12 protein-coding genes and 1 pseudogene are annotated in these 14878 nt (G+C 63.6%); 7 read left to right on the forward strand and 6 right to left on the reverse strand.

All coding sequences use genetic code 11. The annotated features are described in order from the left end of the window. Positions 1-55: 55 nt before the first annotated feature. Together XcyCFBP4188_RS05725 and XcyCFBP4188_RS05730 are read left to right on the forward strand one after the other, a co-directional pair. Complete coding sequence (locus XcyCFBP4188_RS05725) at positions 56-481, forward strand: DNA polymerase III subunit chi (RefSeq protein ID WP_006450365.1); 426 nt, start codon at positions 56-58, stop codon at positions 479-481. Positions 482-689: 208 nt separating this feature from the next. After that, a complete protein-coding gene (locus tag XcyCFBP4188_RS05730; protein WP_104591776.1) occupies positions 690-3749 on the forward strand; it encodes a valine--tRNA ligase in 3060 nt (1019 codons plus the stop codon). 486 nt (positions 3750-4235) lie between these two features. Here XcyCFBP4188_RS05730 and XcyCFBP4188_RS05735 read toward each other — a convergent pair. The 5 genes and pseudogenes from XcyCFBP4188_RS05735 to pssA form a co-directional block, all read right to left on the reverse strand. Next, positions 4236-4382 (reverse strand): annotated as a pseudogene (locus tag XcyCFBP4188_RS05735) (pectate lyase family protein); the annotation flags it as partial. Positions 4383-4576: 194 nt separating this feature from the next. After that, complete coding sequence (locus tag XcyCFBP4188_RS05740) at positions 4577-5710, reverse strand: pectate lyase family protein (RefSeq protein WP_006452299.1); 1134 nt, start codon at positions 5708-5710, stop codon at positions 4577-4579. Positions 5711-6494: 784 nt separating this feature from the next. Continuing rightward, positions 6495-6977 (reverse strand): ribosomal protein S18-alanine N-acetyltransferase, encoded by a 483-nt coding sequence (rimI, locus tag XcyCFBP4188_RS05750; RefSeq protein ID WP_023902533.1) that lies wholly within the window; start codon positions 6975-6977, stop codon positions 6495-6497. Further along, positions 6974-7450, reverse strand: coding sequence for a hypothetical protein (locus XcyCFBP4188_RS05755; protein WP_006452297.1), 477 nt, complete (start codon positions 7448-7450; stop codon positions 6974-6976). Before XcyCFBP4188_RS05755 ends, rimI begins: the two co-directional genes overlap by 4 nt. A gap of 39 nt (positions 7451-7489) precedes the next feature. After that, positions 7490-8263, reverse strand: coding sequence for a CDP-diacylglycerol--serine O-phosphatidyltransferase (gene pssA, locus XcyCFBP4188_RS05760; RefSeq protein WP_023902531.1), 774 nt, complete (start codon positions 8261-8263; stop codon positions 7490-7492). A 133-nt stretch (positions 8264-8396) separates the two neighbouring features. Here pssA and XcyCFBP4188_RS05765 point away from each other — a divergent pair, with 133 nt between their 5' ends. The 3 genes from XcyCFBP4188_RS05765 (at position 8397) to XcyCFBP4188_RS05775 (ending at position 11353) form a co-directional block, all read left to right on the forward strand. Next, positions 8397-8801 carry a DUF4124 domain-containing protein gene (locus XcyCFBP4188_RS05765; RefSeq protein WP_006452295.1) on the forward strand — a complete coding sequence of 135 codons (405 nt, stop codon included), beginning with the start codon at positions 8397-8399 and terminating at the stop codon, positions 8799-8801. Between the two features lie 248 nt (positions 8802-9049). Next, positions 9050-10744: a proline--tRNA ligase gene (locus XcyCFBP4188_RS05770; protein WP_006452294.1), complete on the forward strand. Its 1695-nt coding sequence runs from the start codon at positions 9050-9052 to the stop codon at positions 10742-10744. 144 nt (positions 10745-10888) lie between these two features. Next, the gene (locus tag XcyCFBP4188_RS05775; RefSeq protein WP_006452293.1) at positions 10889-11353 is read left to right on the forward strand and encodes an H-NS histone family protein; all 465 of its coding nucleotides are present in this window, start codon (positions 10889-10891) and stop codon (positions 11351-11353) included. Positions 11354-11412: 59 nt separating this feature from the next. Here XcyCFBP4188_RS05775 and XcyCFBP4188_RS05780 read toward each other — a convergent pair whose 3' ends face one another. Next, positions 11413-12672 (reverse strand): threonine/serine exporter family protein, encoded by a 1260-nt coding sequence (locus XcyCFBP4188_RS05780; protein WP_104591777.1) that lies wholly within the window; start codon positions 12670-12672, stop codon positions 11413-11415. A 49-nt stretch (positions 12673-12721) separates the two neighbouring features. Between XcyCFBP4188_RS05780 and XcyCFBP4188_RS05785 the strand changes: the two genes are divergently transcribed. Together XcyCFBP4188_RS05785 and XcyCFBP4188_RS05790 are read left to right on the forward strand one after the other, a co-directional pair. Then, positions 12722-13951: an MlaE family ABC transporter permease gene (locus tag XcyCFBP4188_RS05785; protein ID WP_172839259.1), complete on the forward strand. Its 1230-nt coding sequence runs from the start codon at positions 12722-12724 to the stop codon at positions 13949-13951. An 82-nt stretch (positions 13952-14033) separates the two neighbouring features. Continuing rightward, on the forward strand, positions 14034-14876 hold the full coding sequence (locus XcyCFBP4188_RS05790) for an ABC transporter ATP-binding protein (protein ID WP_006452290.1): 843 nt from the start codon (positions 14034-14036) through the stop codon (positions 14874-14876). Positions 14877-14878: the final 2 nt, after the last annotated feature.

Here is a 14878-nt window from a genome sequence, read left to right on the forward strand (position 1 = left end):
CGGCCATGACCTGCTGTTGCCAATCCCGAATCCCCCTCAACGAATCCCTGCCCTGATGCCCCGTGCCGACTTCTACCTGATCGCCAAACCGCGCTTCCTCAACGAACCGCTGCGGCTGGTCTGTGAGCTGGCGCGCAAGGCTTACGACGCCAATCTGTCCACGCTGATCCTGGCGCGCGATGCCGAACAGGCCGAAGCGCTGGACGACCTGCTGTGGGCGTTCGACGACGAGGCCTATATCCCGCATCAGATCGCCGGCACCGACGAAGAGGATGAACTCGCCCCGGTGCTGATTGCCGCCCCCGAGTTCACCGCGCCCTCGCGCCCGCTGGTGATCAACCTGCGCGACGATCCTTACCTGGGCGCCTGCGACCGCGTGCTGGAAGTGGTCCCCGCCGACCCCGCCGCCCGCGAACCGCTGCGCGAACGCTGGAAACAGTACAAGGCCCTGGGCCTGGCACTGACCAAGTACGACATGTGAGAGGGGCTGGGATTGGGGAGTTGGGATTGGGGATTCGCAGGAGCGGTTTTGCGCGCATCCACAAGTCCTTTCCAACGACGCATCCCAACAGCCAATCTCCGTTCCACAGCGCCACCGCTGAGGTTGATGCAATGGATTGCCAATGATCTCTGCTGGCACCACGCATCAACAAATCCCGAATCCCGAATCAACGAATCCCAGCCCCTCTATGACCACCCTCGCCTCCAGCTACGACCCCTCTTCCTTCGAATCGCGCCTGTACGCGCAGTGGGAGGCCGCCGGTTATTTCGTGCCGTCTGGCAAGGGGGAGCCGTATACGGTGTTGCTGCCGCCGCCGAACGTGACCGGCACGCTGCACATGGGCCATGCGTTTCAGCAGACGCTGATGGATGCGCTGGTGCGCTATCACCGCATGCGCGGCTTCGACACGCTGTGGCAGGTGGGCACCGACCACGCCGGCATCGCGACCGAGATGGTGGTGTCGCGCAATCTGGCGCTGGAAGGCAACGGCGAAACCCGCGACTCGCTCGGGCGCGAGGGCTTCATCGCCAAGGTGTGGGAATGGAAAGCCGAATCCGGCGACACCATCGAGCGCCAGATGCGTCGCCTGGGCACCTCCAGCGACTGGTCGCGCAGCACCTTCACGATGGACCCGCAACCCTCGGCCGCGGTCAATGAGGCGTTCGTGCGCTGGTACGAGCAGGGCCTGATCTATCGCGGCCAGCGCCTGGTCAACTGGGACCCGGTACTGAAAACCGCCATCTCCGATCTGGAAGTGGAAAACGTCGAAGAAGACGGCTTCCTGTGGTCGATCCGCTATCCGCTGGCCGATGGCGTGACCTACGAGCACGTCGAGCACGATGCCGACGGCAACGAGACGCTGCGCGAAACCCGCGATTATCTGGTGGTGGCCACCACGCGCCCGGAAACCATGCTGGGCGACACCGCCGTGATGGTGCACCCGGACGATGCGCGCTACGCCACGCTGCACAACGCCCGCATCGTGCTGCCGCTGACCGGCAGGCAAGTGCCGGTGATCACCGACGATTACGTCGACCGTGCCTTCGGCACCGGCGTTGTCAAGGTCACGCCTGCGCATGATTTCAACGATTACGCGGTGGGCGTGCGGCATGATTTGCCGTTGATCAATATTTTGACTCCGGAAGCCAAGATCATTGGTGGCTCAGGTCAGCACGTCATTCAGGGCTCCGATCGCACTGCGCCTTTCGCATTGGGCGTCAGGGACGCTCACGGATTGGAAGTCATTCCCGAGAACTATCGGGGACTAGACCGCTACGACGCCCGTAAGTTGATCCTCGCGGATCTTGAAGACGCGGGGCTGTTGGCCGAAACCAAACCGCACAAACTGCAGGTACCGCGCGGCGACCGTACCGGCCAGGTGATCGAGCCCTATCTCACCGACCAGTGGTTCGTGAAAATGGACGCACTGGCCAAACGTGGCCTGGAGCTGGTAGAAAGCGGCCAGATCAAATTCGTGCCGCCGAACTGGATCAACACCTATCGCCATTGGATGGAGAACATCCAGGATTGGTGCATCAGCCGTCAGCTGTGGTGGGGCCACCGCATTCCGGCGTGGTTCGACCACACCGGCAAAGCTCACGTCGGCCGAAGCGAAGCGGAAGTACGCGGGAAACTTGAGCACCAGATCAATGAGCAACAGAAGCTGATCCTCCAGGCGGCGCTCGATCAGCGCGAAGATGTGATCTCATCAACCGAGAAAGCCCGTCTGGAGCAAATACTGGCGAATGGATTCACTCAGGACAGCGACGTCCTAGAGACCTGGTTCTCATCACAGTTGTGGCCGTTCTCTACTTTGGGCTGGCCGGACGCGAATGCGCAGATTGAGCGCGGTTTCGAGCGCTATCTGCCGTCGTCGGTGCTGGTCACCGGTTTCGACATCATCTTCTTCTGGGTGGCGCGCATGATCATGGCCACCGACAGCTTCACCGGCCAGGTGCCGTTCCGCGATGTCTATATCACCGGCCTGATTCGCGATGCGCAAGGCCAGAAGATGTCCAAATCCAAGGGCAACGTCCTGGATCCGCTCGATATCATCGACGGCATCAGCATCGAGGCGCTGGTCGCCAAGCGCACTACCGGCCTGATGAAGCCCAAGGATGCGCCCAAGATCGAAAAAGCCACGCGCAAGGAATTCCCGGACGGCATCATCGCCCACGGTGCGGATGCACTGCGCTTCACCATCGCCGCGCTCGCCACGCATGGCCGCGACATCAAGTTCGACCTGGGCCGCGCCGAAGGCTACAAGAACTTCTGCAACAAGCTGTGGAATGCCACGCGCTTTGTGCTGATGAACACCGAGGGCGCGCGTTTCAACGGCGTGCCGCAGCCGCGCACCGAAGCAGAGCAGTGGATCCTGGCGCGCCTGGACAAGGTCACCGCAGAAACCCACGCGCACTACGCCAACTACCGTTTCGATCTGCTCACGCAGTCGCTGTACGAATTCGCCTGGAACGCGTTCTGCGATTGGTTCCTTGAACTGGCCAAGCCCGCACTCAACGGCGCGGTGCAGGACAGCACGCTGGCCGCTGCAGGCAGCACGCCGGAAGCGATTGAGCACGCAGAAGATGCCGCCAGCACGCGTCACACTCTGCTCTATGTACTCGAAGCATTGCTGCGTCTGTTGCACCCACTCACGCCGTTCGTCACCGAAGAACTGTGGCAGCAGGTCGCACCGCGCCTGGGCATCACCGCCGCGACGATCTCGTTGCAGGCGTTCCCGCAGGCCGGCGATATCGACACCCACGGCTATGCCAGCGCGGAGGCCGATGTCGAGTGGCTGAAGTCGATGGTGTCGGCGCTGCGCCGCGTGCGCAGCGAGTTGAACGTGCCGCCCTCCAAGCAGGTACGCCTGCTGTTGCAGGCCGGCACGCAGGACGATCGCACCCGCGTTGCCCGCTTTGCCTCGCAGCTGTCGTTCCTGCTCAGGTTGGAGACGATCGACTGGCTGGACGCCGGTCAGGAGGCACCGCCATCGGCCGCCGCCATCGTCGGCGAGCTCACGCTGCTGGTGCCGCTGGAAGGCCTGGTCGACATGGATGCCGAACGCACGCGTCTGGACAAGGAAATCAAGCGTGTGGAAGGCGAAATCGGCAAGTGCAATGGCAAGCTCGGCAACGCCACGTTCGTGGAAAACGCACCGGCCGTAGTGGTCGAACAGGAACGCGCGCGCTTGAACGACTGGACCACGCAGTTGACCGGTTTGCGCGAGCAACGCGCCAAGATCTAGCGCAATAGATCACCTGACTGCGCCGCTACCAGGCGACCGCAGTCGGTATTCGAAGAAACGACCGATCAGATGGTCGAGCGCGCGGTGCCCTCGCCGCTCGCGGGACACGCCGCAAGTACGTCCATGTAGGCTCGGTGGCGGCATCCATGCCGCCACACGGTCCCGCAACCGACGAGGACACCGCACCAGGAAGTTGGTCGGTTGCTTTCTAAAAAGCTTGTTGGTTGCTCGGCTTGCGTTGGAAACGCTAACCGAACCCACAGTTATCCGAACACCATGCATCGTGTATTGCTTGCACCATGCACACCGACCATCTCGGCTGGTCCTTGCCCGCCCACCGTCGCGGGACCTTATGCGGCATGGATGCCGCGTAAGAGCCTACACGGACGTACTTGCAGCGTGTCCCGCGATGGTGGGCGGGCAAGGGCTAAGCTACGAAGTCACAGCCTTGTCGCTCTGCAATCGATGCACCCACATCGCACCTTAGACAGCCAGGCCATCGAACTCCGAATTCCAGTTACCCAGCTTGCCATCGGTCGAATCCCAAAAACGGTTCCGGATCCCAGGGATTTTCGCGATATTGAGGTTGCGGATGATGACATCGTTGCCCTTCAATAGGAGATAACCTTTGATCCAGGCGTCCGCGCCCACACCGATGTAGCTCGGCAATACCCCGCACTCTCATTGCGTTGCAGACGCAGCCGATGTCGCGGAACATCGAGACATCAATGAAGACATCGCGCAAACGCACAACGCCGCATCGCTGCGGGCGTTGTAGGAGCTCATGCAATGCTGCAGTCATCGCAGCATTGCCTGGCGCAGACGCGTTACAGCTTGCCTGCGCCGGCCTTTGCCTTGACGTCTGCAGCGACCTTGTCGGCCGACAGCAGGTTGTAGGTGTACAGCGGCGTCCAACCGATGTTGGTATTCCACGTGCAGGTCAGCGCCTTGCCATTGAGCAGCGAGCCCTGATCGCGGTACACGCTGCCGCCGTAATCGGCCGCGATCTTGTCGCAGCCGCTCACACCGCTGATATCGAACGCATTGCGCTCGGAGAATATCTTCGATTCCTTGCCCACACCATGCGCGTGCGAGAACTTGTAGACCGGATGGGTGGTGCTGCCAACGTGGTAGTTGTTGTACAGATGCACCTGGCCGAAGCGCACCCGCGGCGCACGTGCGGAGATGTTTTCGAACAAGGTGTTGTGGATGGTCACCTTGAGCTTGCCGCTGTCGGTACTGGAGGCGCTGTCGCTGGAACCGATCAGATCGTTCTTCTCGTGCGACTTGAACGCCGAGTAGGAAATCGTCACGAAGTTGGCGCCTTTCTTGACGTCCATCGCGCCATCGTGATGCTGCTTGGGGCGGCCATTGGCGGTGCCGTTCTGATCGTCGGTACGGCGACCATCGGTGAAGGTGACATGGTCCACCCACACGTTGGTGGCACCTTCCACCGTCAAGCCGTCGTACTCGGCATTCCAGTTGCCGGCGCTGCCATCGTCCGGATCCCAGACCGGTTCCGGATCCCACGGATTTTCGATGGTGAGATTGCGAATGATGACGTCGTTGGCCTTGACGTAGAAATAGCCCTCACGAATTTCCGCGTTGCTGGTGATGCCGATCAACGTGGTCTTGGTCGGCACGTCCAGACGCGCGCGCGCCTTCATATCCGAGGTCTTGGTGTAGGGCTTGCCTTCACTGACATCGATGATGCCGCTGATCTTGATGACGCGTCCGTTGCTGCCCACGCTGGCCTTCAGCGCGTTCTTCAGCTCGACGGCATTCTTGACCGTGTAGATGTTGGCAGCGGCCGCTTTGGAGCCGCCTTTGGTCCCACCGTTCTGTGTTGCCCAACCAGTGGTTGCAACTTCCAGTGCAGGATCGGCGCAGGCAACGCCAACGACCAGCAACGACCCGACAAACAGCGACGCGGCGGCCGCCGTTGAAAATTTCGGCTTCATCTTGATGTCTCCCTCGGATAGGTTCGATGCGCCGCGCGGCGGCACACCCCTCGTCTAAAAGGCGCGGAACATACTTTTCATATCTGTAATGTTCAGTTCCGCGAAGCCGATACTAGGAGCATCGCAATGGCCTGTATCTAGCCGATGCATCGATGTGCACGCGCAGTCACGCAAACGGTTGCGGGACATCCAAGAGAAGACAAAACGCTGCACTCAAGACACGCAGAGACAGCGACAAGGACACTGCAGCGCAGCATGATTCGAGTCGCTATGCAGATGGACGCAGGTCCAGTACGGTGTGCCGCTGCGATCACGTGCTGTGTGTTTTCCTCGATGTTTATGCGTGTTGCGATGCGACGTATCGACAACGCAACGCGTGCACTGCGATCGGGCTTATGCGATCAGCGCAACCAAAAAAGAAAATTGGAGTACGGCGAAAATACCGCCATCGATCAACGCGGCACGCCACGCTGCACGTTGGACCACGCGCACGACGGGCAATCAATCGGATGCAGCAATTGCGCACATCGCAATGCCATCGATTGCAACCACGCGACAGCCTGAGTCAGAGCGACGGCAAGCGATTGATTGCGGGCGGCGACATCGTCGGTGGCGGCATGCGGCAACGGCACCCGATCGCAAGCGCAGCCTGTTGCTGCGATGGACATTGCGCACGTGAGCTGCAGCGCAACAGCAATGGATGCACGCGGCCATCAGCACGCATCACATCAAGCGTCACCAACGCAGTCCATCGACGAACGCGGTCAGCAACTGCCAATGGCGCTCAGGAGAACCCTTCGAAGAACAACTCGATCGCCATCACCAATGCATCCTCGCGCCCGGTGTTGGAGGGGTAGTAGCGTGGGCGCCGCCCGATTTCGTTGAAGCCTTCGGAGTGATACAGCGCGATCGCCGAGGGGTTGGACGGGCGTACTTCCAGAAACGCACGCCGCGCGCCGCGATCGCAGGCACCCTTGATCAGTGCGCGCAGCAATACGCGGCCATGGCCTTGCGATTGGGCTTCTGGCGCGATGCAGACGTTGAGCACGTGCGCCTCGTCGGCGGCAATGCTGATCACGCCGTAGCCGATGACCTGGCCACCCTGCTCCATCACCCAGCCGGGGTAGCCGGCCTGCAGGCAGTCGCGAAAGATGTTGCGCGTCCACGGAAACGGATAGGCGCGATGCTCGATCTCCATCACCACGTCCAGATCGCTCTCGCGCATCGCGCGCAGCGCTGTGGGCAGGGGTGCGTTCAATGCGCTCACGCCGGGTCCTGACGCCGCCGTAGCGCACGCAACTGCGGCCACAGCGCGCGCTTGGCTGCCGGGTTGCCACGCAACTCGGCCAGCGGCCAGGTGGCCATCAAGGCCTGGGTGTTCGGGTCGCCGGGGTTGCAGCCGGAAGCGCGCAGCAACGCGATCTGCAAACGATCCGGCAGGCCGACACGACTGCGCCGCGGCGGCGCGGCCGACGGCGCGGTGTTTGGCGCACGTGGCGCCTCGGCGGGTGCAGCCGGTGCGGTGCGACGTGCGACAGGCGCCGCAGCGTGCGCCACCGATGGCGCCTGCACCGCCCGCTCGACGCGCATCGGCGCGGCTACCGGCGCGCGCTCTACCACATCGGCCAGCGCAGGCAGCGCATCCACCGTGTCACGGTCCAGATACACGGTGTGCCCCAACGCCTGCAGATACGAGACCTGCAGATCGGACCACATCGGCTCGGACGCCATCTCCCTCATGACAGCACGCTCATGACAGGTTGCTCATCACAGCCGGGCTCATGGCAGCTCGGGGACGCGCCGCCAGCGCCGCCACAGCCACATCACCGGGCCGGACAGCGCATACAGCACACCGATCACCAGCAGCGAACGGGCCAGGTCGATCACCAGCAGCGCGATCACCACCGTGGCGATCGCCAGCGCCAGGAACGGCACGCGGTCGGCACGCGGCCCACGCGCACCGCCCTTGAAGCTCCAGAAGCGGATTCGGCTGACCATCAACAAGGCAGAAACCACCGTGATCGCCAACGCCAGATAGCGCAGCTGCTCGCCATCGAAGCCCAGGCTGTCGTCAGCAAACGCCCACACGAACGCCATCATCAAGCCGGCAGCCGCCGGACTGGCCAGGCCGATGAACCAGCGTTTGTCGACCACGCCTACTTGCGTGTTGAAGCGGGCCAGCCGCAATGCCGCGCAGGCCGCATATAGAAAGGCAGCCGACCAGCCGACCCGGCCCATCACGTTGCTGTCGTACTTCAGCGCCGACAGCGACCAGTGGTACATCACCAATGCCGGGGCCATGCCGAAGCTGACCAGATCGGCCAGCGAATCGTACTGCACGCCGAATTCGCTGCTGGTATTGGTCAGGCGCGCGACCCGGCCGTCCAGCCCGTCCATCACCGCAGCCACGAACACCGCCATGGCTGCCTGGACGAATTGCCCATTGGCGGCGGCGATGATGGCGTAAAAACCGGAAAACAGCCCGGCGGTGGTGAACAGGTTCGGCAGCAGGTAAATCGTGCGCGAGCGCGGGGGCGGTCTCATTTCATCCATCCGGCAAGTGTAGGGCCTGAGGTCCGTTCGGCGGTAGCGCGCCCTGCCCTTGACGCGTACGCCGGGCGGCATCACTTGCCAGCGTAGGCCGCGGATGCTGCAATCGCCGCGGGAATCATCCAGGGGAAGCCACATGCAGCTGTCGTCCGGGCTTTGCGCCCTGTTGATGCTGGTCAGCGCCGGCGCCGGCGCGACCGATCTTTATAAGTGGAAGGACGCCAAGGGCGTGACTCACTACACCGAAACCCCGCCGCCGTCCGGCCAGCGCTACGAATCGCGCCGGATCGACGCGCGCAGCGGCACCGCCGCCATCGCCGCGCCGGAGACCGCCACGCCCGAATCGGCCGATTGCCTCACCGCACGTCGCAACCTGGAGCTGCTCAGCGGCAAGGGCGAGGTGACCATGGGCGCTGGCGCCGACGGCAAGCCCGGCACCCCGCTGGACCCGGACGCCCGCACCGCGCAGCGCAACCTCGCCGAAGCGGCCGCCAAGGCCTATTGCAAGCCGGCCCCGACCAGCAGCGGCCCGGGCACCTGAGTCCAAAACACGTGGCCGCCCTCAATTGGGTGGACGCTGCGCACCAACCACCGTCTACGCAGGGCACACGCCGATTTCAGCACCGGCCGCGCCAAAACGCCGGCCACACCTCTTTGGGCCAAGAACACTTGGCCAGACCGGTCACGCACCGGTCTTTCCCGCCCTGCCGAGACGGCGCAGCGCCCTCGCCGATGACCGCCAGGGCGCGACACTGGCAAACTATGGGCTTTCCGCCCAAGCGAAGCCCGATGCGTCTTTCCCAGTTCCACCTGCACACCACCAAGGAAACCCCGGCCGACGCCGAGCTGGTCAGCCACCGTCTGATGCTGCGCGCGGGCATGATCCGCAAGCTGGCCTCCGGGCTGTACACCTGGTCGCCGCTGGGCCTGCGCGTGTTGCGCAAGGTCGAGGCCATCGTGCGCGAAGAGATGAACCGCGCCGGGGCGGTGGAAGTGCTGTTCCCCACCATCCAGCCGCGCGAGTTGTGGGACGCCACCGGCCGTTGGGAAAAGTTCGGCGGGCAGTTGCTCAAGATCAAGGACCGTAAGGAACAGGAGTTCTGCTACAGCCCCACCGCCGAGGAAGCTGCGGCCGAGTTCGCGCGCCAGGAGATCAACAGCTACAAGCAGCTGCCGCTGAATTTCTATCAGATCCAGACCAAGTTCCGCGATGAAATCCGCCCGCGCTTCGGGGTGATGCGTGCGCGCGAATTCCTGATGAAAGACGCCTATTCGTTCCACCTCACCGACGAGGACATGGCGCGCGAGTACGACAACATGCGCGCGGCCTACACCCGCATCTTTACCCGCCTGGGGCTGGAATTCCGCGCCGTGCAGGCCGATTCCGGCGCCATCGGCGGTGACGCCTCGCAGGAATTCCACGTCATCGCCGCCTCCGGCGAAGACTCGCTGGCGTTCTCCACGGCTTCCGATTACGCCGCCAACGTGGAAACTGCCAGTGCCGCCCTGCCCGCCCCGCGCGCCGAAGCTGGCGAGGCGATGCGCCAGGTCGCAACGCCCACCCAGAAGACCTGCGAAGACGTCGCCCAGTTGCTGGGCATCGCGCTGCAGCGCACGGTCAAGTCGGTGGCGGTGATGACCGAGGCCGGCTTTGTGCTGGTACTGGTGCGTGGCGACCACGCGGTCAACGAAATCAAGCTGGGCAAGGTCGCCGGGCTTGCCGGTTACCGGATGGCCACTGAGGCCGAAATCCGCGACCACCTCGGCTGCGAGCCCGGCTTCCTGGGCCCGGTGAACACCGCGCGCCCGGTGCGCGTGGTAGCCGACCGCGATGTCGCAGCCCTGGCCGATTTCGTGGTGGGCGCCAATGTGCCCGGCGCGCACCTGGCTGGCGTCAACTGGGGCCGCGACCTGCCCGAGCCGGACACGGTGGCCGATGTGCGCAACGTCGTCGAAGGCGAGCGCGCAGCCGATGGCGGCGAGCTGCGGCTGGCCCGTGGCATCGAAGTGGGCCATGTGTTCCAGCTTGGCAGCCAGTACGCGCAGGCATTGCAGGCCACCGTGATCGACGAGAACGGCAAGCTCGCGGTGATGAAGATGGGCTGCTACGGCATCGGGATTTCGCGCATCGTGGCTGCGGCGATCGAACAGAACCACGACGAGGCCGGCATCATCTGGCCCGCGCCGATGGCGCCGTGGCAGGTGGTGGTGTGCGTGATCAACCCGAAACAGGACCCGCAGGTGATTGCCGCAGCCGGCGCGCTGTTGGACGAATTGATTGCCGCAGGGATCGAAGCCGCACTGGACGATCGCGGCTTGCGTCCGGGCGCCATGTTTGCCGATATGGAACTATTGGGCATTCCGCATCGAGTGGTTGTCTCAGAACGCGGATTGGCGGCCGGCACATTTGAATATCGCGCCCGCACCGCCGAGGCAGCAGAAAACCTGGATAAGGCCGGGTTATTCTCCCGCCTGGAACGTTGATCAAACACCCCGAACCCGCTTCAAACAGATGAACACAAGGCGCCGAATTACTTCGGCGCATTTGTCACGCGGGTTTTCTGACATTATGATGGCCAGCGCTGCCACGGACCGGCATTCTTTTCTCTCTCATTTTCCGGAGTAGTGATGTCGATCGATCTTAGCGGCCTGTCGGCCAAGCAGTTGGGTGCACTGATCAAGAATGCGAAGAAGCAGCAGACGGTGGTTGCCAAGCGCACCCCGATCGCAAAGGTCCGCACCCAGCTGACCCGCGCCGCAAAAGCGCATGGTTATTCCATTGCAGAATTGTTTGGCGCTTCCGCCACTGCCAGCGCTGGTCCGGGTCGCCCCGCTGCCGCTGCCAAGCCGGGCCCGCGCGCCGGCCGCAAGCTGGGCAAGGTGCCGCCGAAGTATCGCAACCCGGCCAATCCCCAGGAAGCCTGGACCGGCCGTGGCAAGCAGCCGCGCTGGCTGGCCGAATTGACCGCCGCCGGCAAGAAAGTCGAAGACTTTCTGATCAGCAAGGTCGGCGGCAAGAAGACCCCGGCCAAGAAGACCTCGGCACGTAAAGTTGTCACCAAGCGCGCCACCAAGAAGTCCAAGGCCGCTTGATTCAAACCAATAAAAACGCCGGCATTGCCGGCGTTTTTATTGCGCGCGTTTCCTGAACCTCATAAATTCTTGCGGGCCGGAATCAACAGATTGCCGAACAGCAATCCGGCCATCAATGCCATCACGATATTGGTCACTGCCAATAGTGCCGCTTGCCCGACACTGACATCCTGTTGCTGCACCAGGGTGAGAAATCCGCGCAGGCTGGTACTACCCGGAACCAGCATGATGATGCCCGGCAAACGAATCAATGCACCGGGTCTTTGCACCACCCGCCCAAATAGATTACCGGCGGCAGTCAATGCCATGGCCGAGGCGAATACGCCGGCCGGGCCGCCCCAGGCATGCCCCGCATAACGCGCAATGACACAACCGGACATGGCTGCAGCCATGATCCAGGGATAATCGCGTCGACTGGCCTTGAACAACACTGCAAACGCATAAGCGGCCACCAGCAGCGAAGCCCATTCCACCCAACTGGCCTGCGGACGCACCGCGGCGAGCTGTGGCTGCAAGCCGACCAGCTGCGTCAGCGTCACCGCGATCACCGCACCGACGGTGAGCTTGAGCACCGTGGTCACCGCGCCGGCCAGGCGCGCGGTTCCTGAGACCCAGTGCTGGCTGGCCAGCTCGTTGAAGGCATTGGTCAGCGACATGCCGGGCAGCAGCACCACCAGCGAGGCGATGATCACCGTATTGAGATTCAACGGGCCGAGCAGCGAGCCGACCACCGTCGCCACCACCCCGGCCAGCAAGCCGGCCAATGCTTCTCCGGCCTCCTTGGTGGCCGGGCGTTTATCGGTGTATTGGGTCAGCAGCCCGATCGACATACCGATCGCGCCAGCGGTGGCGATATCCAGCCAGGGCAATTTCCACAGCCCGGCAACGCCGGCTGCGGCCAGCCCGAAGGCCAGCACCTGCATGGTCTTGCCACGCCGGTCGACCTCGCGGTCCAGCCGACGCAGCGCCGTGTGCCCCTGCGCGATGCTCATGCGTCCATTGGCCACGCTGTCGGCGATGTAATCGGCCACGCTGAGTTTGTACAGATCGTTCTCGCCCGGGGCCAGCCGGATCACCCGCGTGATGTCGCTGGAGCCGATCGACTTGGTCGGGTCGCTGAAGCTCAAGATAATCCCGGTGGGATTGGACCAGGGCTCGCAGTCCAGCCCCAGCTTCTGCGACAGCCCGACCACCGCGGCCTCCAGCCGCTGCGCGGTGGTGCCGTAGGTATGCAGGCGCCCGGCGATTTCCGAAACGAAGGCGACGCGCTGCGCGTAGGTGGCGCTGGCGGACGGTTGGACGAGGGTGGCGGCGGACATGCGTAGCGGGTCGGATCGGAGCAACGCCGTCTGGCGAGACCGCCAGTGTATGCCGCAGTGCGCGTGGCCGGCGCCCCGATCGCCCATGCCGGAGCCACAGGTGCGAAGCGTCCCCAACATTCGCTCACGCCGGGCGCGGTATGCTGGCGCCACGGACAGGCCACCCATGATCAAACCGCAACCTCCACGCATCGAACAAGACTCGCAGGATCACGCACAGGTCCGCCTTGCCGGCAGTTGGGTCCTGGCGACCGCATTGCCGCAGGCAGAACTGCTGCAGGCCGTGCCCGATGGCATTCGTCGTATCGACGCGCGCGGCATCGCGCAACTGGATTCGGCCGGCGTGCTGCAGTTGCTGCGCTTCGCCAGCCGCATGGGTTTGAAGGAAGACGCGATCGATTTCCGCGATGAGCACCAGGCCCTGGTGTGCACCATCGAAGAACTCAACGACGAGCGCCCCAAACCCAAACGCGACTATGGTTTTGTCGCCGCGCTGGACCGTCTGGGCCGCACCACGCATGGCGTTGGCCAGGGCATTCTGGAGCTGAACAGCTTTCTGGGCGAGAACCTGGTCAAGATCGCGCGGCTGATCCACGAGCCGCGCCGCTTCCGCCTGACCTCCACCGTGCACCACATGGAACAGGTCGGCCTGGACGCGGTACCGCTGGTGGTGCTGCTGTCGTATCTGGTGGGCGCGGTGATCGCGTTCCTGGGCTCGACCATCCTGCGCGACTTCGGCGCGGAAATTTATGTGGTGGAGCTTGTCTCGATCGCCTTCCTGCGCGAGTTCGCGGTGCTGCTGACCGCGATTGTCTTGGCCGGGCGCACCGCCAGCGCCTTTACCGCGCAGATCGGTGCAATGAAATCGCGCGAGGAAGTGGATGCCATCCGCACCCTGGGCCTGGACCCGATCGACCTGCTGGTGATTCCACGCCTGCTGGCGCTGATCTTCACCCTGCCGCTGCTGACCTTCATCGCGATGATCGCCGGCCTGGCCGGTGGTGTGACGGTGGGTGCGTTCGATCTGGATATTCCGCCGCAGATGTATCTGGCGCGCATGCACGACACCATCCAGTTGCGGCATTTTCTGGTCGGGCTGTCCAAAGCGCCGCTGTTTGCGCTGGTGATCGGCCTGATCGGCTGTCTGGAAGGCTTGAAGGTCAGCGGCACTGCGCAGTCGGTTGGCGAGCGCACCACCTCCTCGGTGGTGCAGACGATTTCCTTGGTCATCATCCTCGACGCGATCGCCGCGCTGTGGTTCATGAAGATGGGGTGGTGATGAAGCCGAGATTCGACATTCGGGATTCGGAATTCGTTCAAAGCACAAGCGCGGGCCTTTCCGCGCTCGGGAGAAGCCTGCTGTGACCAATCCCCAATCCCAAATCCCCAATCCCGGCACCGAGATCGATACCGACGACGACCAGCTGGCGATCTCGGTGCGCGGTCTGACCAATCGCTTCGGCAGCCAGGTCGTGCACGAGGAGCTGGATCTGGATGTGCGCCGCGGCGAAATCCTGGGCGTGGTCGGCGGCTCGGGCACCGGCAAGTCGGTGCTGATGCGCAGCATCCTGGGCCTGCGGGAGCCGGACGCCGGCAGCATCCAGGTGCTGGGCGCGGATGCGCGCTCGGGCCGCTTTGTCGACCGTCAGCACATCACCCGCAACACCGGCGTGCTGTTTCAGGACGGCGCGCTGTTCTCGTCGATGACCGTTGGCGAGAACGTGCAGGTGCCGCTGAAAGAGCATCACGGCGAGTTCCCGGAGCGCTGGTATTTCGAACTGGCGCTGCTGAAGATCAAGCTGGCTGGCCTGCCAGCCGATGCGCTGGACAAGCTGCCTTCGCAATTGTCCGGCGGCATGCGCAAGCGCGCCGGGCTGGCGCGTGCACTGGCGCTGGACCCGCCGCTGCTGTTTCTGGACGAACCCACCGCTGGCCTGGACCCGATCGGCGCGGCCGCCTTCGACCGTTTGATCCGGACCTTGCAGCAGGCGCTGGGCCTGACCGTGTTCCTGATCACCCACGACCTGGATACGCTGTACGCCATCTGCGACCGCATCGCGGTGCTGGCCGATCGCAAGGTGATCGCCAACGCACCGCTGGCCGAAGTCGAACAGCTCGACCACCCCTGGATCCAGGAATACTTCCACGGTCCGCGCGCCCGCGCCGCGCGCGCGGCCAAGACCGACTCCACCGAGACCGCCTGAGC

The sequence above is a fragment of the Xanthomonas hortorum pv. cynarae genome (assembly GCF_002939985.1).
GTDB lineage: Bacteria > Pseudomonadota > Gammaproteobacteria > Xanthomonadales > Xanthomonadaceae > Xanthomonas > Xanthomonas hortorum_D.